Raw genomic sequence first — 21,387 nt, 5'->3', positions numbered from 1 at the left:
ACTAGCGGAAGGTGACCGTCAGATCAGCGCACCGCACTCTCGTCGACGTCGTCCGTTCCGGCCGAGGGCGCGGGTGTCGCCCCGGTCGGCGGGAGTTCGATCACCCGGTTGCGGGGCCACGGCCGGCTCCATCCGCCCATGTCCAGCAACACGGACAACACCCCGGCGGTGAATCCCCAGACCAGCATCCCGCGTACGGAGAACGCCGGGCCGATCCAGCCGCTGGAATGGCGTACCCGAACCCGGTTCTCCGGATCGACCAGCTCGGCGATGGGCAGCCGGGCGACGTGGGCGACCTCGGCCGGTTCCCGGGGGTGCACCGGGTGCGGGGCGTGCCACCAGGCCAGCACCGGGGTCACCACGAAGTCGCTGACCGGGATCCACAGTCGGGGCAGCTCGGTCAGCAGGGTCACGCTGCTGACGTCGAGGCCGACCTCCTCGTTGGCCTCACGCAACGCGGTCGCGGCGGCGTCGGCGTCTTCCGGGTCGGCGGCCCCGCCGGGGAACGCCGGCTGGCCGGCGTGATTGCGTAGCGTCGCGGCCCGCTGTAGGACCAGCACGTCCGGGCCGGTCTCACCTTCGCCGAGCAGCACCAGCACGGCGCTTTCCCGGCCGCCGTGCTCAGGCGTGCGCAGCTGGGTGAAGTCCTCGATACGGGCGGTGCCGAGCCGGACCAGCAGCGGTTGCAGCCAGGCCGGCGCGGCACGCCGGGCGCTGGCGGTCTCCGGCGGCTGACTCATCGCGACACCTCGCTCACGCTTTGACCGCGATGTCGAGGTGCTGCTGGACGAGTTCGGTGAGGTTGGCGTCGTCCAGCGCGCCCGAGGTGTCGATGTGCCGGATCTGCCCGTCGGCGTCCAGGAACACGGTCATCGGGAAGGCGTTGCGGCGCAGCTCCCGTTGCAGCGCCTTCCCCTGGTCGACCAGCATCGGGAACCGTACGCCGAAATCCTCGCCGATGGACTGGGCGGCGGCGCGGCTGTCCTGGGTGTTCACCCCGATCACCCGCAGCTGTCCGTCGGCGCGTTGGCTCAGTCGTTGGAAGGCGGGCAGTTCCTTACGGCAGGGCGGGCACCACGAGGCCCAGATGTTGATCACTGCTGGACCGCGTACGTCCCGCAGGGCGACCGGTGCGCCGCCGGTGAAGCAGGTCAGGGACAGCTCGGGCAGTCGGCTACCGCCTGCCGGGCGGTCGTCGGCCGAGCCGTCCGGTACGCCGTCGTCACCCGCGCCGTCCGGCGCGCTGGTCAAGGTGGCGCAGTCGGCGAACGGCGACGGCCGGCTGGCGGCCGGATCCTGCCGACCGGGTGCGGGCGTCTCGGTGTCGGCAGTGCAGGCGGTGGCCACCAGCAGCAGCGGCAGGGCGAGCAGGGCGAGCCGACGGGTCATGGCGCCTCCGCCCGGACCGCCTGCACCGGCACCAGTTCCGGGTCGATCCCGGCGGCGACCGCCAGGTCACGGGCCCGGGGCCCCTTGAGCAGCTTCGCCGCGGCCGCCGGCTCGGTCGGCCCGGTGCCGTACGACGGGCAGAGCTTCGCCAACGTGCACGCCCCGCAGGCGGGCTTGCGGGCGTGGCAGACCCGCCGGCCGTGGAAGATGATCCGGTGCGACAGCATGGTCCAGTCGCGCTTGGGGAACATCGCCCCGATCGCGTGCTCGATCTTGACCGGGTCGATCTCCGAGGTGAGCCCCCAGCGGTGCACCAGCCGCTGGAAGTGCGTGTCGACGGTGATGCCGGGCACGTCGAAGGCGTTACCGAGGATGACGTTGGCGGTCTTGCGGCCGATCCCGGGCAGCGTCACCAGGTCGACCAGCCGGCCGGGCACCTGACCGTCGTAGCGTTGCACCAGCGTCTGACCGAGCTGGATCAGCGAGTTGGTCTTGTTGCGGTAGAACCCGGTGGGTCGGATCAGCTCTTCCATCTCGGCCCGATCCGCCCCGGCGTAGTCGGCGGCGCTCGGGTAGCGGGCAAAAAGCTTCGGGGTGACCTCGTTGACCTTCTTGTCCGTGCACTGCGCCGACAGGATGGTGGCGACGGCCAACTCCAGCGGGTTGTTGTGGTTGAGCTCACAGTGCGCGTCGGGGTGCGTCTCGGTCAGCACGCGGCCGATCCGTCGCGCCCGCCGGGTACGTCCGAGGTCGGTCTCGGTGGCACTTCTGGTCACGACGGCCAGCCTACGTCGCCCCGACGACACTGCCGCCGGCACGCGTACGCCGTGGGGCTCAGTCCTGGTCGGGCGGGCTGATCTTGCCGGAGTTGGTGAACTTGGCGCCGGTCTCCGGGAAGTCGAGCTTGGTCAACTCCTGGAGCAGCCCGAGGCCCCGGTCGTCGGGATCCACCACCGGCTTGCGGACTCCGTCCATGTACGTCGAGACGAACGAGCCGCCCGCCCAGGTGCCGTCCGCTTCGAGGGACACCTTCAGCACCCCGCCCCAGCCGAGTCGCCCGTTGTTGCTCAGCGAGTTGCCGCCACCGGCGAAGTTGCCCAGGCTGTACGCGATCAGCCGGCCCTTGTAGAACTCCATGCCCCGCAGCACGTGCGGGCCGTGACCGACCACCAGATCGGCACCGGAGTCGATCATGGCTCGGGAGAACTTGACCGGGTCACCCCGGTTCTCGCCGAGGAACATCTCGGTGCCCGGGCGTACCCGGGTCATCTCCGCCCCCTCGGCGCCCATGTGCACCTGCACCACCACGATGTCGGCCATCTTGGCGGCCTTGGCGATCACCTTCTTCGCAGCCGGGATGTCCACCAGACTGTTCGACCAGCGGTACGACGAGAAACCGGCCACCGCGACCTTGACGCCCTTGACCTCCACCACGGTGATCTGGTCGGGGGCGCCGGTGTGCTCCAGCCCGTGCTCCTCCAGCGCCTTCTGGGTGTTCTCGTACCCCTTCTCGCCGAAGTCGTAGCCGTGGTTGTTGGCCTGGTTGAGCAGGTCGAACCCGGCGTCGGCCAGGTGCGCAGCGTACTCCGGCGGGGCCCGGAACTGGAAGCAGCGGGTCGAGTCCGCCCCGCACTTGCCGGCACCCGTGTCCACGGTCAACGGCTCTTCGAGGTTGCCCATCACCAGGTCGGCGGCGAGCGCCTTCTTCACCGAGTCGAAGAAGCCCTTGCCGTCGTTGGGCGGCATCCGGTTGGGCGCCATCGCCATCACGATGTCACCGGTGGCCGAGAGCGAGATCTTCTTGATCTTCGGCGACGGTGACTCGACGGGTGCGCCGGTACCGCCACCACCCGCGCCCGGCTGCCAGACCGGCCCTTCGGTGGCTTCGGCGCAACCGGCGAGCAGGAGGGCGGCGAGCAGCGTGCCGAGCACGGCCAGGACGGGACGGCGTGGTCGGGACGCGAGGGGGGCGGGAGCGTACATCGTGGGCGACCCTACCGGGCAGGAAACTCGACCACGACGGCCGATCGGTCGGGGAGTTTCAGACCCGGAGCCGATCCGACCATGGCACGACTGTGCCGGTCCCGACGGCCAGCACGGCGGCGTGCACCGCCCGGGCCAGCGCCGCCCCCCACTCCGACCGTGGACCGCCGTACGCGCTGATCGCCCCGGTCGGCGGGCAGAGGACGGTCACCGCGTCGGTCGGGGTGCCGGTGCCCGGCAGTCCCAGCTCGGCGATCGCCTGCGCCTTGGCCTCGGTCGCCGTGGCCACGGCGTTGACCAGCGCGGCGTCGCCGAGCCGGGCCGGCACCCACGCCACGATGTTGACCGTGCCGACCCGCTGGGCGGCGGTCGGCGCCGCCGGCGCCGCCGCAGGGATCGGGGTACCCAGGCCGACGGTGGCCCACACCCGCACTCCGGTGTCGGTACGGGTCAGCACCTCGCCGACGTCCACCCCGGTCAGCAGGCCCACCCCGGGCCCGTCGAGGTCGAGCCGCCGGGCCAGTTCGACCAGGTGCGCGGCGGGGTCGTCCCGGTCGTACGACATCGGCACGGTCGCGTTGAGCACCCACCGCCGTACGCCGATGCCACCGCCCAGCGGGGCGCTGCTGACCGCCCGCAGGGGTCGCCGCGTACGCCACACGAGTAGCGGGATGTCCCGACCGTCCTCGCGCCGGGTGGTCAGCAGGGGCTCGCTCAGCACGCCGTGACCTTACGACCAGCGACGTCGTCCCTTCGATCGGGCCGGTGGCGGTGCCAAGGCGTCGGCGACGGGCGGGTTACCCCCAACGATCAAGATTCCAGGGGTGGACCTCTGATTACTGCTCACGTGCGCCTAGACTGGTCGGCGCGCGAGGGGATCAGCGGACGGCAGTCCCGGCCGAGCAGACGGCACGCGCAACCGGAGGTGCGCGATGGACGAGGTACTGGCCCGCAGCGGGATCTTCCAGGGCGTTGACCCGGAGGCTGCCGAGGCGCTCGCCAAGGAGATGGAGACGATCGAGGTCCGCAAGGGCGAGGTCGTCTTCAACGAGGGCGAGCCCGGCGACAGCCTCTACATCCTGCTGTCCGGCAAGATCAAAGTGGGTCGCCGCGCGGCGGACGGCCGGCAGAACCTGATCGCGGTGATGGGGCCGTCGGACATGGTGGGCGAGTTGTCCCTGTTCGACCCGGGTCCGCGTACGGCGACCGCCACTGCGGTCACCGACAGCCGGCTGGCCCGACTGCGCAAGCAGGCCCTGCGGCCCTGGCTGAACAACCGGCCGGAGATCGCCGAGCAGCTGCTGCGGGTGCTCGCCCGTCGGCTGCGCCGCACCAACGACGCCCTCGCCGACCTGATCTTCACCGACGTGCCCGGTCGGGTCGCCAAGAACCTGCTCCAGATGGCCGGTCGGTTCGGCACCCGCGACGGCGGCGTGCTGCGCGTGACGCACGATCTCACCCAGGAGGAGATCGCCCAGCTCGTCGGCGCCTCCCGGGAGACGGTCAACAAGGCGCTGGCCGACTTCGCCTCGCGCGGTTGGCTGCGCCTGGACGGCAAGAGCATCATCATCCTCGACCCGGAGCGCCTGGCCCGCCGCGCCCGCGTCTGACCCGTCTGCTCACCCCACCCGCTCGGCCCGCCACTGCGGACCGAGCGGGTGGGGTGTTTCTACGGGGCGGCCGGCAGCCGCAGGACCGATAAAAAGTCAGTCTTGACTGTTTGTTTTTGGCGCGGCAGGCTGTGCGCGTGTCCACCGCATCGACCCGCGTCCCTCAACAGGAACGCAGTCGCGCCACCCAGGCCCGACTGCTGGAAGCGACCGTCGACTGCCTGGTGGAGCATGGCTGGTCTGGCACCACCACCACCGTCGTGGCTCAACGGGCGGGCGTCTCGCGGGGCGCCCAACTGCACCACTACCCGACCAAGGCAGCCCTGGTCACCGCCGCCGTCGTGCACCTGACCGAGCGCCGGGCGGCGGAGTTGCGCAGCGAGGCCGAGACCCTGCCGGCCGACACGAGTCGGCTGGACCGGGTCGTCGACCTGCTGGCTGCCGCCTTCACCGGGCCGCTGTTCGTCGCCGCCCTCGAACTCTGGGTGGCCGCCCGCACCGACGCCGAACTACGCGCCGCGCTGCTGCCTCTGGAGGCCCGGGTCGGCCGGGAGATGTACCGGCTGACCGTCGAGCTGCTCGGGGTGGACGAACGCCGGCCCCGCGTACGCGAGGCGGTGCAGGCCACCCTCGACCTGCTGCGCGGTCTGGGCGTGGCCAACCTGCTCAGCGACGACTCGGCCCGCCGGACCGCCCTGCTGCACGCCTGGAAGCACCAGCTCGCCATCCTGCTCGCTCCCGCAGTCGACCCGCCCGGGAGCGAGCGGCACTGACATCCCGCCCGGAGGCACCATGGTCGACCTGCCCGCACTGCCCGCCGATCCGGCTGCCGAATCCGAGCTACCCGGCACCGGCCTTCCGGTCCACGTGCCCGGCGCCGGGAGGTTCGCGTGAGCCCGGCCACCGGCGGGGGTGCGGTGCTGCGGGTCGGTAACGCCTCCGGCTTCTACGGTGACCGCTTCTCCGCCTGGCGGGAGATGCTCGACGGCGGTGAGCTGGACGTGCTGACCGGTGACTACCTCGCCGAGCTGACCATGCTCATCCTGGGCCGAGACCGGATGCGCGACCCCGACCTCGGCTACGCGAAGACGTTCCTCCGGCAGCTGGAAGGCTGCCTCGGCACCGCGCTGGACCGGGGCGTCCGGATCGTCACCAACGCCGGTGGACTGAATCCCGCCGGGCTGGCCGCCGCCGTCCGGTCACTCGCCGAGCGGCTCGGGCTCGACGTCAACGTCGGGTACGTCGAGGGCGACGCCCTCCAACGGCCGGACGCCCTGACCGCGAACGCGTACCTGGGCGCGTTCGGGATCGCCGCCTGTCTCGATGCCGGGGCGGACATCGTGGTGACCGGACGGGTGACCGATGCCGCCCTGACCGTCGGCCCCGCGATCGCCCGCTTCGGGTGGGGACACGACGACCTCGACGCGCTGGCCGGCGCCACCGTGGCCGGACACCTGATCGAGTGCGGGGCACAGGTGACCGGCGGCAACTTCAGCTTCTTCACCGAATTGCCCGACGGCGCTCACCGACCCGGTTTCCCGATCGCCGAACTGCACCCGGACGGCTCGTCGGTGATCACCAAGCATCCCGGCACCGGCGGTGCGGTCACCGTCGAGACGGTCACCGCCCAGCTGTTGTACGAGGTGGGCGGGCCGGCGTACCTGGGGCCGGATGTGGTGACCCGGCTGGACACGGTGCAGCTGCGTCAGGACGGGCCGGACCGGGTGCGCGTCTGCGGAGTCCAGGGCACTCCCCCGCCCGACACCCTCAAGGTCGGCGTCAACAACCTCGGCGGTTTCCGCAACTCGATGACGTTCGTGCTCTGCGGGCTGGACATCCCGGCCAAGGCCGCCCTGGTCCGGGCGCAGCTGACCGAGGCGGTCGATGCGGAGGGGCTGGAGTTCATCCTGGCCCGCACCGATCACCCCGACGCCGCCGACACCGAGGCGGCGAGCGCGCTGCTGCACGTACACCTGCGGGACGGGGACAAGGCACGGGCCGGGCGGGCGTTCTCGGCGGCGGCGGTGGAGCTGGCGCTGGCCTCCTACCCGGGCTGCACGCTGACCACGCTGCCCGGCGACGCCACCCCGTACGGCGTCTTCACCGCCGCAACGGTGCCGCAGGACGCGGTCGAACAGGTCGCCGTGCTGCCGGACGGCACCCGGGTGCCGATCCCACCGCCCCCGGTGACGTGTTTGGCGGGGCCCCCTATACAACACCAGGCGTTAACAGGGGGCCCTTCCTTCCACTCGACCCGGCGGGGGGTGCTGGGGGAGTTGGTGGGGGCGCGCTCAGGCGACAAGGGCGGCGACGCGAACCTCGGCGTGTGGGCGCGTACCGACGCGACCTGGGCCTGGCTGCGCGGCTGGCTCAGCGTCGAGCGGTTGGCCGAGTTGCTGCCGGAGACCGCTGCACTGCGGGTGCAGCGGTACGAGCTGCCCAACCTGCGGGCGGTCAACTTCGTCATCGAGGGGTTGCTGGGTGCCGGCGTGGCCGCCTCCACCCGGTTCGACCCGCAGGCCAAGGCGCTCGGCGAGCTGCTCCGCGCCCGGGTGGTCGACCTGCCGGCGGACCTGTTGGCCGGACCGGCATCGGAGGGAGCACCGTGAGCACACTGGACACCGCTGTCGATCCCGCCTCCCCAGCGTTCCGCGCCAACCGGAAGTCGCTGCTGGAACGCCTCGCCGAACTGGACGCTACGTTGGACACAGCGCGGGCCGGTGGCGGAGAGAAGTACGTGACCCGGCACCACCGACGCGGCAAGCTGCTCCCCCGGGAACGCATCGAGCTGCTGCTGGATCAGGACAGCCCGTTCCTGGAGCTGTCGCCGGTCGCCGCGTACGGCACCGATTTCCCGGTCGGGGCCAGCGTGGTGACCGGCATCGGGGTGGTCGAGGGCGTCGAGTGCCTGGTCGTCGCCAACGACCCGACGGTACGCGGCGGGGCGGTGAACCCGTGGTCGCTGGCGAAGACCCGACGGGCCGGCGAGATCGCCCTGGCCAACCGGCTGCCCATGGTGAACCTGGTCGAGTCGGCCGGCGCGGACCTGCCCACCCAGGCGGAGATCTTCATTCCGGGCGGCCGGGTGTTCCGCGACCTGACCCGGCTCTCGGCCGAAAAGATCCCCACGGTCAGCGTGGTCTTCGGCAACGCCACCGCCGGCGGGGCGTACGTGCCCGGGATGTCCGACTACACGATCATGATCCGGGACCGGTCACAGGTCTACCTGGCCGGGCCGCCGCTGGTGAAGATGGCCACCGGTGAAGACGCCGACGACGAGTCGCTGGGCGGCGCGGCCATGCACGCGACGAAAAGCGGCCTGGCCGACTTCCTCGCCACCGACGAGCGCGACGGCATCCGGCTGGCCCGGCAGTGCGTACGCCGGTTGAACTGGCGCAAGCTCGGCCCGGCGCCCCGCAACCCGCACCCGCAACCCCCCAAGTACGACGCGGAGGAGTTGCTCGGCATCGTCAGCGCCGACCTCAAGGTGCCCTTCGACCCCCGCGAGGTGCTCGCCCGGGTGCTCGACGGCAGCGAGTTCGACGAGTTCAAGCCGGCGTACGGCGACGCGCTGGTCACCGGCTGGGGTGAGCTGCACGGGTACCCGGTCGGCGTACTCGCCAACGCCCGGGGCGTGCTGTTCAGCGCCGAGGCACAGAAGGCGGCCCAGTTCATCCAGTTGGCCAACGCCACCGACACCCCGTTGATCTTCTTGCAGAACACCACCGGTTACATGGTCGGCACCGAATACGAGCAGCGCGGCATCATCAAACACGGCGCGTTGATGATCAACGCGGTGGCGAACTCGAAGGTGCCGCACCTGACGGTCAACCTGGGCGCCTCGTACGGTGCGGGCAACTACGGCATGTGCGGCCGGGCGTACGAGCCGAGGTTCCTGTTCACCTGGCCGAACGCGAAATCGGCGGTGATGGGCCCGGCGCAGTTGGCCGGGGTGCTGTCCATCGTGGCCCGGCAGGCCGCCGCCGCCCGGGGACACGAGTTCGACTCCGACTCCGACACGGCGATGCGGATGATGGTCGAGCAGCAGATCGAGTCGCAGTCCGGCGCCCTGTTCCTCTCCGGCCGGCTCTACGACGACGGGGTGATCGATCCTCGGGACACCCGTACCGTCCTCGGGCTCTGTCTGTCGGCCATCCACAACGGACCGGTGAAGGGCGCCGACGGCTTCGGCGTCTTCCGAATGTGAGCGGGCGAATCATGATTCAGAAGTTGTTGGTCGCCAACCGGGGGGAGATCTCCCGTCGGGTCTTCGCCACCTGCCGGTTACTCGGCATCGAGACGGTCGCCGTGCACTCCGACGCGGACGCCGACGCGCCTTTCGTCGCCGAGGCCGACCAGTCCGTACGCCTGCCCGGCAACACCCCCACCGAGACGTACCTGCGGGTCGACCTGATCATCGAGGCGGCCCGCCGCTGCGGCGCGGACGCCGTCCACCCCGGATACGGGTTCCTCGCCGAGAACGCCGACTTCGCCACGGCGGTGGCCGACGCCGGCCTGACCTGGGTCGGCCCGTCCGCGAAGGCGATCGCCGCGATGGGCGACAAGCTGGCCGCCAAGGCGTTGCTCGCCGAGGCCGGCGTACCGATGCTGCCCAGTTGGACCGAGGCGGACCAGGTCACCGGCTTCCCGGTGCTGGTCAAGGCGTCCGCCGGTGGCGGCGGGCGCGGCATGCGGATCGTCCGCGACGCGGCGGGGCTCGCCGAGTCCGTCGCGGGTGCGCGCCGCGAGGCGGCGTCGGCGTTCGGCGACGGCACGGTCTTCATCGAGCGGTACGTCGAACGGGGCCGGCACGTCGAGGTGCAGATCGTCGGCGACCGGCACGGTGCGGTGCTCGCCCTCGGCGAGCGGGACTGCTCGATCCAGCGCCGGCACCAGAAGATCGTCGAGGAGGCACCGGCGCTGCTCGCCCCGGAGGTGCGGGCCCGGCTGCACCAGGCTGCGGTGGCCGCCGGTCGGGCCGTCGACTACGTCGGTGCGGGCACGGTCGAGTTCCTGCTCACCGAAGAGGGCGAGTTCTTCTTCCTGGAGATGAACACGCGACTCCAGGTCGAACACCCCGTCACCGAGGCGGTCACCGGGCTGGACCTGGTCCGGCTGCAACTGCTGGTCGCCGAGGGCCGGCCGCTGCCGCTGTCGGCGACCCCGCCGGCCCAGGGTCACGCGATCGAGGTACGCCTCTGCGCCGAGGACCCCGCCGCCGGGTACGGTCCGGCGACCGGCATCCTGCACCGGTTCGCCCTGCCCGGGGTGGCCGCCGAGTTCACGCCGCACCAGGGCCTGCGGCTGGACTCCGGGGTGGTCGACGGTTCGGTGGTGGGCGTGCACTACGACTCGATGCTCGCCAAGCTGATCGCCTGGGCACCCACCCGCGCCGAGGCGGCCCGCGCCTTGGCCGCCGCCCTCGCCCGGGCCGAACTGCACGGCGTTACCACCAATCGGGACCTGCTGGTCCGGGTGCTGCGCAGCCCGCAGTTCAATGCGGCGCAGGTCGACACGGGCTTCCTGGAGCGCCACCCGGAGGTCCTCGCGCCACTGCTGGCACCTGCTGAACTCCCGCTGGTCGCCCTGGCCGCCGCGCTCGCCTCGGCCGCCGCCCGACGCGCCGCCGCCGGAGCGCTGGCCGGGCTGCCGTCAGGCTGGCGCAACGTGCCCGCCTTTCCCCAGGTCACCCGGTTCACCGACACCGACGGCGGCGAGATCGAGGTCCGCTACCGGTTGGACCGCGTCGGCCGGCTCGCGCAGTGGTCGACCTCGCCGGGCGAGGCACCCACGGTCGCTCTGGTCGAGGCGAGCCCGGAGCGGGTCGTGCTGGACGTGGCCGGGGTGCGGCGGGCGTATCGCGTACACCGGGTCGGGTCGGAGGTCTTCGTGGACGGCCCGGACGGGGCGGCGCGGTTGGCCGAGTCGCCGCGTTTCCCGTTGCCCGGCGTGGCGCTGGCGGCCGGGTCGCTGCTCGCCCCGCTGCCCGGCGCGGTGACCCGGGTGCACGTCGAGGCCGGTCAGCGGGTCACCGCCGGTGACCTGCTGCTGACCCTGGAAGCGATGAAGCTGGAACATCCCGTGTTCGCCCCGACCGACGGCGTGGTCACCGAGCTGCCGGTGTCGCCCGGCACGCAGGTCGACACGGGTGCCGTGCTGGCCGTGGTCAACCCGCTTGAGGAGGCATCGTGATGAAGTTCGACCTCAGCCCGGAACAGGACCAGTTACGCGAGGCGGTACGCGCGCTGGGCCGCCGGTACGGTCACCGCTACTTCGTCGAGAAGGCCAGAGCCGGCGAGCACACCAGCGAGCTGTGGCACGAGGCGGGCCGGCTCGGCTACCTCGGCGTCAACATCCCCACCGAGTACGGCGGTGGCGGCGGCGGCATCACCGAGCTGGCCATCGTCTGCGAGGAACTGGCCGCCGCCGGCTGCCCGCTGCTGCTGCTCGTGGTCTCCCCCGCGATCGCCGCCACCGTCATCCACCGGCACGGCACCGAGGCGCAGCGCAAACGCCACCTGCCCGGGCTGGCCGACGGCTCCCAGAAGATCGTCTTCGCGATCACCGAGCCGGAGGCGGGGTCGAACTTCCACCGCCTCGCCACCGTGGCCCGCCGCGACGGTGACGACTGGCTGCTGTCCGGACGCAAGTGCTACATCTCGGGTGTCGACGAGGCGCAGCACGTGCTGGTGGTGGCGCGTACCGAGGACGCGGCGACCGGCAAGCTCAAGCCGGCGCTGTTCGTCGTGCCCACCGATGCTCCCGGAATGACCCGCTCCAAGCTCGACATGGAGATCGTGTCCCCGGAGAACCAGTTCCTGCTCTACCTGGACGACGTCCGGCTGCCCGCCGACGCGCTGGTCGGTGAGTCCCTCGACGCCGGTCTGCCGGCGTTGTTCTCCGGGCTGAACCCGGAGCGGATCACGGTCGCCGCGATGGGCGCCGGCACCGGCCGGTACGCCATCGAACGGGCCACGGAGTACACCGCCACCCGGGCGGTCTGGGGCGGCCGGACCATCGGCTCCCATCAGGGCGTGTCGCACCCGCTGGCACACGCCGCCGTGCAGGTGGAACTGGCTCGGCTGATGATCCAGAAGGCGGCGACGCTCTACGACGCCGGTCGCGACCTGGAGGCGGGGGTGGCCGGCAACATGGCCAAGTACGCCTCCGGCGAGGCGGCGGCGTTGGCCGTCGACACCGCCGTCCAGGCCCTCGGCGGTGCCGGCATGACCACGGAGTACGGGGTGGCCACGTTGCTCGGTGCGGTACGCGCCAGCCGAATCGCCCCGGTCAGCCGCGAGATGATCCTCAACTTCGTCGCCCAACACGTCCTCGGCCAGGACAAGTCGTACTGAGGGCGGCTGTAAAAAGACGCGGCCGGGGTACGGCGGGCGACCCGAACGCCGGCCGTACCCCGGTGAGTCGAACGTAACTCAGCGACCGGCAGGTGTCCCGGCCGGCAGCGGCGCCACTACCGGCGGTAGCTGCTTCGGTGCGCCACGGCGCGGCGCGCTCTGCCCGGCCGTGTCGCTGCTGGGCACCTCGGCCCGCGTGGTCGCCGCGAACTCCGGCACCTCCTCGAAGGGCTGGATGTCACCCTTGCAGACCGTGCCCTTCCTGGGCAGGGTCACCCGCAGCAGGTACGCGTCGATGGCCTTGGTCGCGCAGGCCGACGACCCGTACGCGGTGTGTCCCCAACTGTCGCTGGACAGCAGCCGACTGTTCGGCAGCAGCTTCGACGTGGAGACCGCCCCGTTGTAGTTGGTGGCCGGGTCCCAGTAGTTGCCGACCACCAGCACCGGGTTGGCGGTCCGCCGGTTGAACGGGCCGGTGAACCGATCCTCGTCGCGTACCGTCCAACTGTCTCGGGCGCAGGCCGCACTTCTCCAGGTCCAGAGCCGACCGAAGTACCCGTCCCGCTTCTCGGCCCTGGCCGCCCGCGCCGGCCAGGGGGCGACGTCCTTCGGGTGGTTGGCGTCGGCGCAGTTCACCCCGAGGAAGGCCTCCTCCAGGTTGTTGTAGGGAGTGTCGTCGATGTCGGCCCTGGCCAGCCGTTGGGCCAGCGCGGCCCGGGCCTGCTCACGGTCCGCCTTCGGCGCCGTCGGGTCGGTCAGCCGCAGTACCTCGGCGGCCAACCACACGATGTCGCCGTCGTTCCACGGGTAGTACAGCAACCTGAGGACGTAGCCCACGAAGCTGGTGTAGGTGAAGGGCCGCGGGCCGAGGTACGGGAGGTCGATGACCACCGGCCCGGCCTTCAGCCGCTGCAACGCCAACTCGAACTTGGCCTCCGGGTCGCCGGGGGCCAGCGGACAGACCTCGGCGCCGACGGTCTTGCACCGCTTCAGGATCTCGCGAAGCGCCTTGTCCGCGCCCTGCGCGCTGCGCATCCGCGACTCCTGGTCGACGTCGCCGTACTTGCCGCCACCGACCCAGGCGGTCGCGTCCAACACCCCGTCGATCGCCACGGCACGGACCCGGTCGGGGAACATGTTCGCGTAGTACTGCCCGAGGATGCTGCCGTAGCTGTATCCCAGGTAGGTCAGCTTCTTGTCACCGACGGCCCGGCGCAGCACGTCCATGTCCCGGGCCACCTCGGCGGTGGACATCGCGCCACTGATCGGCCTGCCCGTGGTGGAGCAGGCCCTGCCGACGGCGATCGAGGAGGCCAGGTACGCCTTCTCCTCGGCCTTGGTGTACGGGAAGTCGACGTTCAATCCCTCGTACGCCCGGGCCTGTTCCTCGACGGATCTGAAGCACCTGATCGGATTGCTGGCACCCACCCCACGCGGGTCGACTCCGACGATGTCGAACCGTTCCAGCAGTTCGTCACTGAGGACGTACGGCATGACGAGGGCGATGTCGGTGCCTGGGAGCCCGGGGCCGCCCGGGTTGATGAAGAGGCTGCCGATCTTGCGTTTCTGGTCTCGCGCCTTGACCCGCAGGACGGCGACCTTGGTCGTGGGGCCCTTCGGGTCGTCGTAGTCCAGCGGCAGGTCGACGGTGGCGCACTCGGCGTATTCGTGGCACTCCTGCCAGTCGAGGTTGGGCGTCGGTACCCGGTCGACGCGCAGCCTCTCCTGGATGCTGGTGCGGTGCGAGACGGTCGCACCGCCGATCGAGGTCGGGGCGGCAGCGGCGGGTGCGACCGCCATCCCGGCGAGCAACACGCCGGTCATACCTGCTGCGGCCAGTGTCCGAACTGGTCGTAACATATGGACGCCTTCCGGTGGAGTGAGAGACACGTCGAGTCGAGGCCCGACCATCGACACTCTAGATATTCCCGACAATGGATGGCGCCCCGCAAAGTCGGACCTTCAGGGCATTCAACTCGACGATGTAACGAGTTGTTCATTTCAGGCGCTTATGTCGAGCGGCTTTGCCTGTTGTTATCCCAACGGTGGGAAGCCCGTAGTTGACAGCTCGGCGATCCCCGACATTCTGGACGAGTGAAACGCTTCTCCGACGCCCGGACCGTCGCGGTGGTCACCGCCGTCGCGGCACTCTGGTTGCTGGCGTCACTGGTCGCCGGGCGCCGACAGGATCTACTCGGCGTGGCGATGGCCCTGCTCTGCGTCCTGCTCGCCACCATCGCCGGCGTGGCGGTGGCGGCCGCCCGCCAACAGGACGCCGCGGCCCCGCCCGATCCCGCGCACCCGCTCGGGCCTGCCCACGCCGCGCCGTCCGGCATCGACGCCGACACGCTGGAGACGTTGGGCGACCGCGACGCGGTCCGCGCGATGCGGGCCCGCTACCGCCGTGACGGCGACCAGTGAGCATCCGGCAGCACCGTGCCTCGGCGGTGCAGCTGCGGCACCGCCCGCTCAGCCGCCGGTGAGGGTGGGCGAGGCCAACCCGTCCAGCCCACGGCCGGCCAGGCAGCGGTACGTGCGGTCGGTGTCCCCGTCGGCCGGCGGCAGCACCTCCAGGTTCCAGCCGGTCGTCTGACGCCCTCCGCTGACCAGCCGGAACGTCTCTTCGTTGCAGACCTTCCGCACAGCGGGATCGGCCACGATCTCGTCATGGCCGGCGTCGGCCAGCGCGGCAGGCAACTGCCCCTGGGCATAGCTCTCCCAGGTGTGCCGGGTGTCGCACGGCACCTGGCTCGCCTCGGCCCGTTGACCACGCACCTGTACCGGCCCGAAGCACTCCAACTCCTCCGCGCACCGGGCACCGCTGGGCAACGCCTCGGGCACGGCGGCGCAACCCGGGCGGAGGACGCCGGTCGCCGACGGGCGAGGGGGCAGGGTGGGCTGCGTCGACGGCAGACCACCGGCGGCCCAAGCGCCCACCCCCGCCGAGGCGGCCAACGCGACGACGCCGGTCACGCCGAAGAACCAGCGCCGCCGACGACGCCGCTCGGCCGAGTCGGCGGAGACCACCTCGGCGGGCTGCCCGTACGGCGACGGGGGACGAGCGGTGTCGTACCGGCCGCCGCCGAATCCGAACGAGGTGTCCTGGGCGTACCCACCGGGCGCGCCCAGGGAGAGGTTGGCCAGCAGGTCGCGCAGTTCCGCGGCGGACGGCCGCTCCCCGGGATCGTTGGCCATCCCCGCGCGCAGCACGTCGAGCAGGTCGCCCGGCACTCCGGGCAGGCTGGGAATCGGCTGGTGGAACATCTCCAGCACGGTCACCAGGCTCGGGTTGCGTTCGGCCTGCCAGCGGGGCGGACGCCCGTGCATGACCGCGTAGAGCGTGGCGCAGAGCGCGTACACGTCCACGGCGGGCGACGGCGGGCTGTGGTTGAACATCTCCGGCGGCGCGTACGCCGGGGTGAGCACCTCCAAGGCGACAGAGGCGTCCCGCATCTCGGCGACCACCGCCAACCCGAAGTCGGCCAGCACCGCGCTGTTGAAGTGCGAGTAGAGGATGTTGGCCGGCTTCACGTCGCGGTGCAGCACACCGGCGCCGTGCGAGTGGGCGATCGCGTCGGCGATCTTGACACCGAGATCGCGGGCCTCGACGGCATCCAGCGGCGAGGTGCGCATCCGTTCCGCGTACGACCCGTCGCACAATTCCATGATCAGGTAGGGGTGCTGGTCGATGGTGACGCCGACGTCGAACAGATCGACCACGTGCGGATGCGACGACATTCGGCCAGCCGCCCGCGCTTCGCGCAGGAAACGCGCCTGGTCCCGCTCGCTGGCCAGGGTGCGGTTCTCCACCTTGACCGCGACCTCACGGCCCACCGAGATCTGGGTGGCCCGGTAGACCGTCGCATAACCACCCCGGGCAAATACCTGCAAATCAGTCAGACCGGGCACAATGGGCATCGGCAAGGAGCCGGGCGGCGTGGCGGTCACGGTATCGAAAATACCCAACCGCACCGTCCGCTCAACGAACCGCATCCGCAGATGGTTCCACGCTCGACGTTTCAGCACCCCTGCGCCCGCCCGACGACGACGCCGAACCCGCAGCTCCGCCGCCACGCCGAGCGTCCCACCAGAGGCCGGCGGCGGTGGCCAGCGCGCCCACGCCCTCCCAGGCCGCCACCCCGAAGAACCGGCCGGGCGCCACGTCGGCCAACACCGCGAGGGTGAACACCGTGAACGTGACCAGACGGAAGACCACCGTGAAGCGGTAGAACGCACGCCACTCGGTGGCGGTGGCAAGCAGGTAGTAGACGCCCATGTTGAACGAGGCCATCGACGAGGCGGTCACGAACACGCCCGTGTAGTCGCCGGTCATCCGGGTCTCGGGTATCTCGAAGCCGAGCATCCCCAGCAGCGCCTCCGGCCAGAGCAGCCCGACCGCACCCATCAGCAGCGCCAACACACCGAACACCGCGATCGTCCAGCCGGCAACCGAGCGCGGCAGCCTCATCTCGTGCCCTCCCCCTGTCGGCGCAACCGTCCACATCGACCGTCGCGTGCAACATGCACGCTAACGGTCGACTCCGACGGATCACATCACCGAAACCGACAGACCTGCATCTGCCGTACCAACTCGCCGCAGTATCGGCTGAGTTCGCGCTGTGACGTCGGAGGAGTTTCAGCCGCCGCGCAGGCGGCCGAGCAGTTCCTCGGCGGCGGCCCGCTCGCTGCGCTGCTCGGTGGCGTACGCCAGCCGCACCGCCTCCTCGGCACACGCCGTGGCCTCGACCGGGCGGTCACACGCGGCCAACGCCTCGGCGAGCACGCTCGTCGCGATCACCTGGCTGCGCACGTCCTCCGCAGGCACCTGCACCGCCCGCCGGGCCCAGTCCAACGCCTGCTCGGGCTGGCCGTGCGCGAGCAACGCCGAGGCGTACCGGGCCATCGACTGCCGGCGGGAGAACAGCAACGAGGGCGTACCCGCAGCAGCGGTGGCGACCGGCGCGAGCAGCCCGACCGCCGTACCGGAGTCACCGGCCGCCAGGCGGGCGGTCGCCAGCAACACCCGGGGCGCCACCTGCGCGGGTGCCTGCGGATTGTGCGGCTCGACACTGCTGAGCACGGCACGGGCGTCGCGTTCGGCGGCGCTGCCGTCACCTGAGTCCAACGCCACGAAACCACGCAGCGTGCCGGCCATCCCGGTGAGCAGCGGGTGACCCGTGCGGCGGGCGTAGGACAGTGCGTCGGTGAACAGGTCGGCGGCGTGCTCCGGCTCACCCAGGCCCCGGGCGACCACCCCGCGTACGACCAGGGCGAAGCCCTGCCCCCAGTCGTCCGAGGCGGCGGAGAACTCCCGGTACGCCCGCCGGGCCTCCCGGTCGGCGTCGGCCAGGTCGCCGAGTTCGGCTTTCGCGTACGCGTCGACCGCTCGCAGGGTGCCCACCGCCCACGCCTCGCCGACCCGCTCACCGAACGGCAGGAAGATCCGGGCCAGCCGGTGTGCCTCCCGTAGCCGGCCGGCGAGCAGCCGGGCGAACGCCGTGGTACCCCGCAGCCACGCCCGGCCGTACGGGTCCTTGAGTTCGGCGAAGAGCCGCGCCGCCCGGCCGAGGACGGCGTCCGTGCCGGCGAAGTCCCCCCGGGTGGTGGTCACCCAGGCCAGGTTCTGCAACGACCACGCCTGTCCCCGACGGTCCTGTGCGGCCAGACTGACCTGGTACGAGGCAGCCAGCCGGCTGCTCGCCTGGCCGAGCCGGCCGGAGAGGAAGTCCGCCATGCCCAGTCGCCGCATCGCCGATGCCCGAAGGGCGGGCAGATCGGCGACGGTGGCCACCTGCAACGCCTCCCGCCAGTAGGTCTCCGCCCGCCGCAGGTCACCCATCACCTGCTGGGCCTGCCCGGCGAGCAGCAGCGCGCTGATCCGGGTCGCCGCCTGGTCCCCGGCGTTCGCCGCGATCTTCTCGGCGTAGGCCAACGCGTCGGCGGCCCGACCGACCTGGAACAGCGCCCGGGCGTGCACCACCCGGTCAGCACCCGGCACCTCACCCCGGGCCAGTTCGGCGGCGCGCTCGGCGTACTCGACGGCCAGCGCCGGCTCACCCTCCTGCACTGACCGGCGCGCGGCACGGCTGAGCGCGGCCACGCCCAGCGGTGCGACCGCCCGGGCCGGCGCGTCCGGACGCAGGGTGACCGCGTCGGCCAGCGCGGTGGCCCGCTCGACGTGGCCAGCGACGAAGTCGTCCCGGGCCACGTCGGCGAAGCCACCCGGGCCACCTGCCGCGCCCTCCTGCGGCGCGGCCCAGCGGGCCAGCACGGCGTGCCGTTCGGCGAGCTCCGCCTTGCTGACCCCGGAGTACGCGGCCTCCCGCATCAACGGGGTGGCGAAGGCGTATCCGGTTCGGGTGCGATGCAGCATGCGGCGTTGCAGCAGTTCCTCGACCGCCCGTTCCAGCTCGACCGCGACCACCGCAGCGGGCCGGCCGTCCCGGCCCACGCGTTGTTCCCGCAGCACCTCCAACGCCCCGTCGGGCACCGTGTCGCCGACCACCGCCGCGTCCCGCAGCACGGCACGGGCCTGCGGCGGCAGGGCGTCGATCCGAGCCGCGAGCACCGCCGCGAGGTCGCGGGAGAGCAGCCGGCTGCCGAGCGAACCGGGCGCCAAGCGCCAGCTGTTGCCCGTTCCGGCGGTCAACGCGCCGCGCTCCATCAGCAGGGTGACCAGTTCGGCCAGGTAGAAGGGATTGCCTTGGGCGGTGGCCAGCAGCCGGTCGGTGTCGGCCTGGGGCAGCCGCCCGCCGCCGAGGTAGCTGGTGAGCAATCGGGCCGCGTCGGCACCGCGCAGCGGCGGCAGGGCGTGCACCTCGGCGTCCGCGACCCGGGTCAACGTGCCAGCGGTACGCACCAGTTCGGGCCGGCCGAGCAGCAGCACCAGGACCGAGCCGCTGAGCCGGGACAGGGTGACCTCCAACGCCCGGATGGTCTCGCTGGTGGCGTCGTGCAGGTCGTCCACCACCACCATCAGCGGCGCCTCGGCGGCGAGCGCGCTGAGCAGATCCGCCACCGCGTTGGGCACCGCGTCGACGTCGGCCGGCTGCGGGGCGCTGCTCCAGTCGACCTGGTCGGTTCCGGCGGGCAGTTCGGCGTACCCGAGCAGGGCCAGCAACTGGTCGACGGCGACCGGGGCGGGACCGGGGCGGGACCGGCTGAGTCGCTGTTCCAGCCGACGCAGCCGTTCCTCCACCGCCGGACGGGTGACCGCGGTGGAAGCGTCGTTGGGTAGGCCGGCGGCGGCGCGTACCAGGTCGGCGAGGGGAGCGAGCCGGCGACGCTCGCCGAACGCGGCGCATCGTACCGACAGCACCCGGGCCCCGGTGTGCGCGGCGTACCGTCCGGCGCCCACGTCGTAGCCGGCGGCGAGGCGTTCCACCTCGGCGGCGAACCGGGACTTGCCGATGCCCGCCTCGGCGGTCATCAGCAGCACCCGTGGCTCGCCCCGGTCGATCACCTCGGCCAGTCGCCCGGCGATCCGGCCGATCTCGGTCTCCCGGCCGACATAGGGTGCCTCGTCGCCGAGGCCGGACCGGGTGCCCGGGGCGTCCAGCAGGCCGAGCAGTTCGTACGCCTCGACCGGCTCGCGCTTGCCCTTGAGCCGCAACGGCCGCAGCGCTCGCCAGCTGGCCACGTGTCGGGTGGCCGCAGCGGTGCGGGCCCCGGCGTAGACCGCGCCGACGGCAGCGGCGTCGGCCAGCCGGGCGGCGGTGTTCACGGTGTCGCCGATGACGGTGTACTCGATGGCGGCCTGGATGCCGGCGATCACGTCGCCGGTGTTCAACCCGACCCGCAGCCCCAGCGGCGCACCGCCGCCGCGCTCGTCGTCCAGCACCCGCCGCACCGCCCGTTGCATGGACAACGCGGCGCGGACGGCACGCTCGGCGTCGTCCTCGTGTGCGACGGGGGCACCGAAGACCGCCATGATCCCGTCACCGGTCAGCTTGTCGACGTGCCCGCCGAAGGTCTTCACCGCCCCGGCGAGGGATGCCAGCACCCGGTCGGTGACCGCGCCGACCCGCTCCGGGTCGAGATCCTCCGACCAGGAGGTGAAGTCGGACAGGTCGCCGAAGAGCACGGTCACCACCCGGCGTTCGGCGGCCGGCAGGGTCGCGGCGGCCGGCAGCGCGGCACCACAGTTGTGGCAGAACCGCGCGCCGGGTACCGCGACGGTTCCACAAACCGGGCAGGTCACGGTGTGTCCAACCCCACGGCGTCAGCGCCGGATTCCCGGCCGAGATATTCCAGCTGGGCGCGGACCGACCACTCCGCCGCCCACCACAGCGACCGGTCCACGTCGGCGTAGACCTTCGCGACCACCTCCGCCGCGGTTTCCGCACCCTCGTCGAGAGCCACGCGGACCTGGTCGAGCCGGGCCCGCCGGTGGGCGAGGTAGAAGTCGGCGGCGGCACCGCAGTCGGCCAGCGCCGGGCCGTGTCCCGGCAGCGCCGGGATCCCTCGGTACGCGGAGAGCAGTTCCAGACTGGCCAGGTAGTCGCCGAGGTGGCCGTCCGGGTGGGCGACCACGGTGGTACCCCGGCCCAGGATCGTGTCGCCGGTCAGCACCACCTGCCGGCCGCCCTGCTCGACCAGCAGGCAGATCGAGTCGGCGGTGTGCCCGGGGGTCGGTACCAGCCGGATGGACAGCCCACAGCCGTCGCCGCCCAGCTCGATGCCGTCCGGCCCGTCGCTGGCCAGGGGCGGGCCGGCGATGCTGTGCGCAGGGTCGACGGCTCGGACCGGCACCCCACCGAGCAGTTCGTGCAGCCGCCGGGAGCCATCCGTGTGGTCGGGATGCCCGTGGGTGATGAGGACCAGACCGATCGGCCCCTGCGCGGCGATCGCCGCCAAATGCCCCTCGTCGGCCGGCCCCGGATCGACGACCACCCCGTGCGCCGCACCAGGATTCCGCAGCAGCCAGGTGTTGGTGCCGTCCAGCGTCATCACGCCCGGATTGGGTGCCCGTAGCAACGTCACCCACTCTGGCAACTCGCTGGCGAGGGCGGTCACCGCCCCCGTCACATGCCCTCCCATGGCTGCGATCG

The 21,387-nt window shown here is 71.9% G+C and carries 17 protein-coding genes; 7 read left to right on the top strand and 10 right to left on the bottom strand.

Features of this window, described 5'->3' with window-relative positions:
- Window positions 1-23: 23 nt before the first annotated feature.
- The 5 genes from AB0M35_RS17445 to AB0M35_RS17425 are packed head-to-tail and all read right to left on the bottom strand — an operon-like array spanning window position 24 to window position 4,093.
- The gene (locus AB0M35_RS17445; protein WP_363746395.1) at window positions 24-740 is read right to left on the bottom strand and encodes a CoA pyrophosphatase; all 717 of its coding nucleotides are present in this window, start codon (window positions 738-740) and stop codon (window positions 24-26) included.
- A gap of 13 nt (window positions 741-753) precedes the next feature.
- On the bottom strand, window positions 754-1,389 hold the full coding sequence (locus AB0M35_RS17440; protein WP_363746393.1) for a TlpA disulfide reductase family protein: 636 nt from the start codon (window positions 1,387-1,389) through the stop codon (window positions 754-756).
- On the bottom strand, window positions 1,386-2,195 hold the full coding sequence (gene nth / locus AB0M35_RS17435) for an endonuclease III (protein WP_363746713.1): 810 nt from the start codon (window positions 2,193-2,195) through the stop codon (window positions 1,386-1,388). The genes AB0M35_RS17440 and nth overlap by 4 nt, the downstream gene beginning before the upstream one ends.
- A 28-nt stretch (window positions 2,196-2,223) precedes the next feature.
- Window positions 2,224-3,372 carry a CapA family protein gene (locus AB0M35_RS17430; protein WP_363746391.1) on the bottom strand — a complete coding sequence of 383 codons (1,149 nt, stop codon included), beginning with the start codon at window positions 3,370-3,372 and terminating at the stop codon, window positions 2,224-2,226.
- Window positions 3,373-3,430: 58 nt separating this feature from the next.
- Window positions 3,431-4,093, bottom strand: coding sequence for an adenosylcobinamide amidohydrolase (locus AB0M35_RS17425; RefSeq protein ID WP_363746389.1), 663 nt, complete (start codon window positions 4,091-4,093; stop codon window positions 3,431-3,433).
- Between the two features lie 211 nt (window positions 4,094-4,304).
- Between AB0M35_RS17425 and AB0M35_RS17420 the strand changes: the two genes are divergently transcribed.
- The 6 genes from AB0M35_RS17420 (at window position 4,305) to AB0M35_RS17395 (ending at window position 12,337) form a co-directional block, all read left to right on the top strand.
- Complete coding sequence (locus AB0M35_RS17420; RefSeq protein WP_013736306.1) at window positions 4,305-4,982, top strand: Crp/Fnr family transcriptional regulator; 678 nt, start codon at window positions 4,305-4,307, stop codon at window positions 4,980-4,982.
- A 137-nt stretch (window positions 4,983-5,119) separates the two neighbouring features.
- Complete coding sequence (locus AB0M35_RS17415) at window positions 5,120-5,755, top strand: TetR/AcrR family transcriptional regulator (protein WP_363746387.1); 636 nt, start codon at window positions 5,120-5,122, stop codon at window positions 5,753-5,755.
- 117 nt (window positions 5,756-5,872) lie between these two features.
- Window positions 5,873-7,591: an acyclic terpene utilization AtuA family protein gene (locus tag AB0M35_RS17410; protein ID WP_363746385.1), complete on the top strand. Its 1,719-nt coding sequence runs from the start codon at window positions 5,873-5,875 to the stop codon at window positions 7,589-7,591.
- Window positions 7,588-9,189: a carboxyl transferase domain-containing protein gene (locus tag AB0M35_RS17405; RefSeq protein WP_363746383.1), complete on the top strand. Its 1,602-nt coding sequence runs from the start codon at window positions 7,588-7,590 to the stop codon at window positions 9,187-9,189. The genes AB0M35_RS17410 and AB0M35_RS17405 overlap by 4 nt, the downstream gene beginning before the upstream one ends.
- Before the next feature lie 11 nt (window positions 9,190-9,200).
- The gene (locus AB0M35_RS17400; RefSeq protein ID WP_363746382.1) at window positions 9,201-11,174 is read left to right on the top strand and encodes a biotin carboxylase N-terminal domain-containing protein; all 1,974 of its coding nucleotides are present in this window, start codon (window positions 9,201-9,203) and stop codon (window positions 11,172-11,174) included.
- A complete protein-coding gene (locus tag AB0M35_RS17395; RefSeq protein WP_363746712.1) occupies window positions 11,174-12,337 on the top strand; it encodes an acyl-CoA dehydrogenase in 1,164 nt (387 codons plus the stop codon). Before AB0M35_RS17400 ends, AB0M35_RS17395 begins: the two co-directional genes overlap by 1 nt.
- A gap of 78 nt (window positions 12,338-12,415) precedes the next feature.
- Here the strand turns inward: AB0M35_RS17395 and AB0M35_RS17390 are convergent, their stop codons facing one another.
- Window positions 12,416-14,161 carry an alpha/beta hydrolase gene (locus AB0M35_RS17390; RefSeq protein WP_363746380.1) on the bottom strand — a complete coding sequence of 582 codons (1,746 nt, stop codon included), beginning with the start codon at window positions 14,159-14,161 and terminating at the stop codon, window positions 12,416-12,418.
- Between the two features lie 270 nt (window positions 14,162-14,431).
- Here AB0M35_RS17390 and AB0M35_RS17385 point away from each other — a divergent pair, with 270 nt between their 5' ends.
- On the top strand, window positions 14,432-14,758 hold the full coding sequence (locus AB0M35_RS17385) for a hypothetical protein (RefSeq protein ID WP_363746378.1): 327 nt from the start codon (window positions 14,432-14,434) through the stop codon (window positions 14,756-14,758).
- 48 nt (window positions 14,759-14,806) lie between these two features.
- On the opposite strand, the gene AB0M35_RS17380 is transcribed toward AB0M35_RS17385, so the two are convergent.
- The 4 genes from AB0M35_RS17380 to AB0M35_RS17365 all read right to left on the bottom strand — a co-directional run bounded on the left by AB0M35_RS17380 (window position 14,807) and on the right by AB0M35_RS17365 (window position 21,376).
- Entirely contained in the window at window positions 14,807-16,285 is a 1,479-nt protein-coding gene (locus tag AB0M35_RS17380) for a serine/threonine-protein kinase (protein WP_363746377.1), read from the bottom strand.
- A gap of 31 nt (window positions 16,286-16,316) precedes the next feature.
- Window positions 16,317-16,805: a hypothetical protein gene (locus AB0M35_RS17375; protein ID WP_363746376.1), complete on the bottom strand. Its 489-nt coding sequence runs from the start codon at window positions 16,803-16,805 to the stop codon at window positions 16,317-16,319.
- Window positions 16,806-16,973: 168 nt separating this feature from the next.
- A complete protein-coding gene (locus AB0M35_RS17370; protein ID WP_363746375.1) occupies window positions 16,974-20,537 on the bottom strand; it encodes an adenylate/guanylate cyclase domain-containing protein in 3,564 nt (1,187 codons plus the stop codon).
- On the bottom strand, window positions 20,534-21,376 hold the full coding sequence (locus tag AB0M35_RS17365) for an MBL fold metallo-hydrolase (protein WP_363746374.1): 843 nt from the start codon (window positions 21,374-21,376) through the stop codon (window positions 20,534-20,536). Before AB0M35_RS17365 ends, AB0M35_RS17370 begins: the two co-directional genes overlap by 4 nt.
- Window positions 21,377-21,387 lie beyond the last annotated feature (11 nt).

The organism is Micromonospora sp. NPDC051196, from assembly GCF_040682415.1.
GTDB lineage: Bacteria > Actinomycetota > Actinomycetes > Mycobacteriales > Micromonosporaceae > Micromonospora.
Note: the sequence above shows the minus strand (reverse complement) of the source record. Positions and strands in the feature narration are given on the sequence as shown.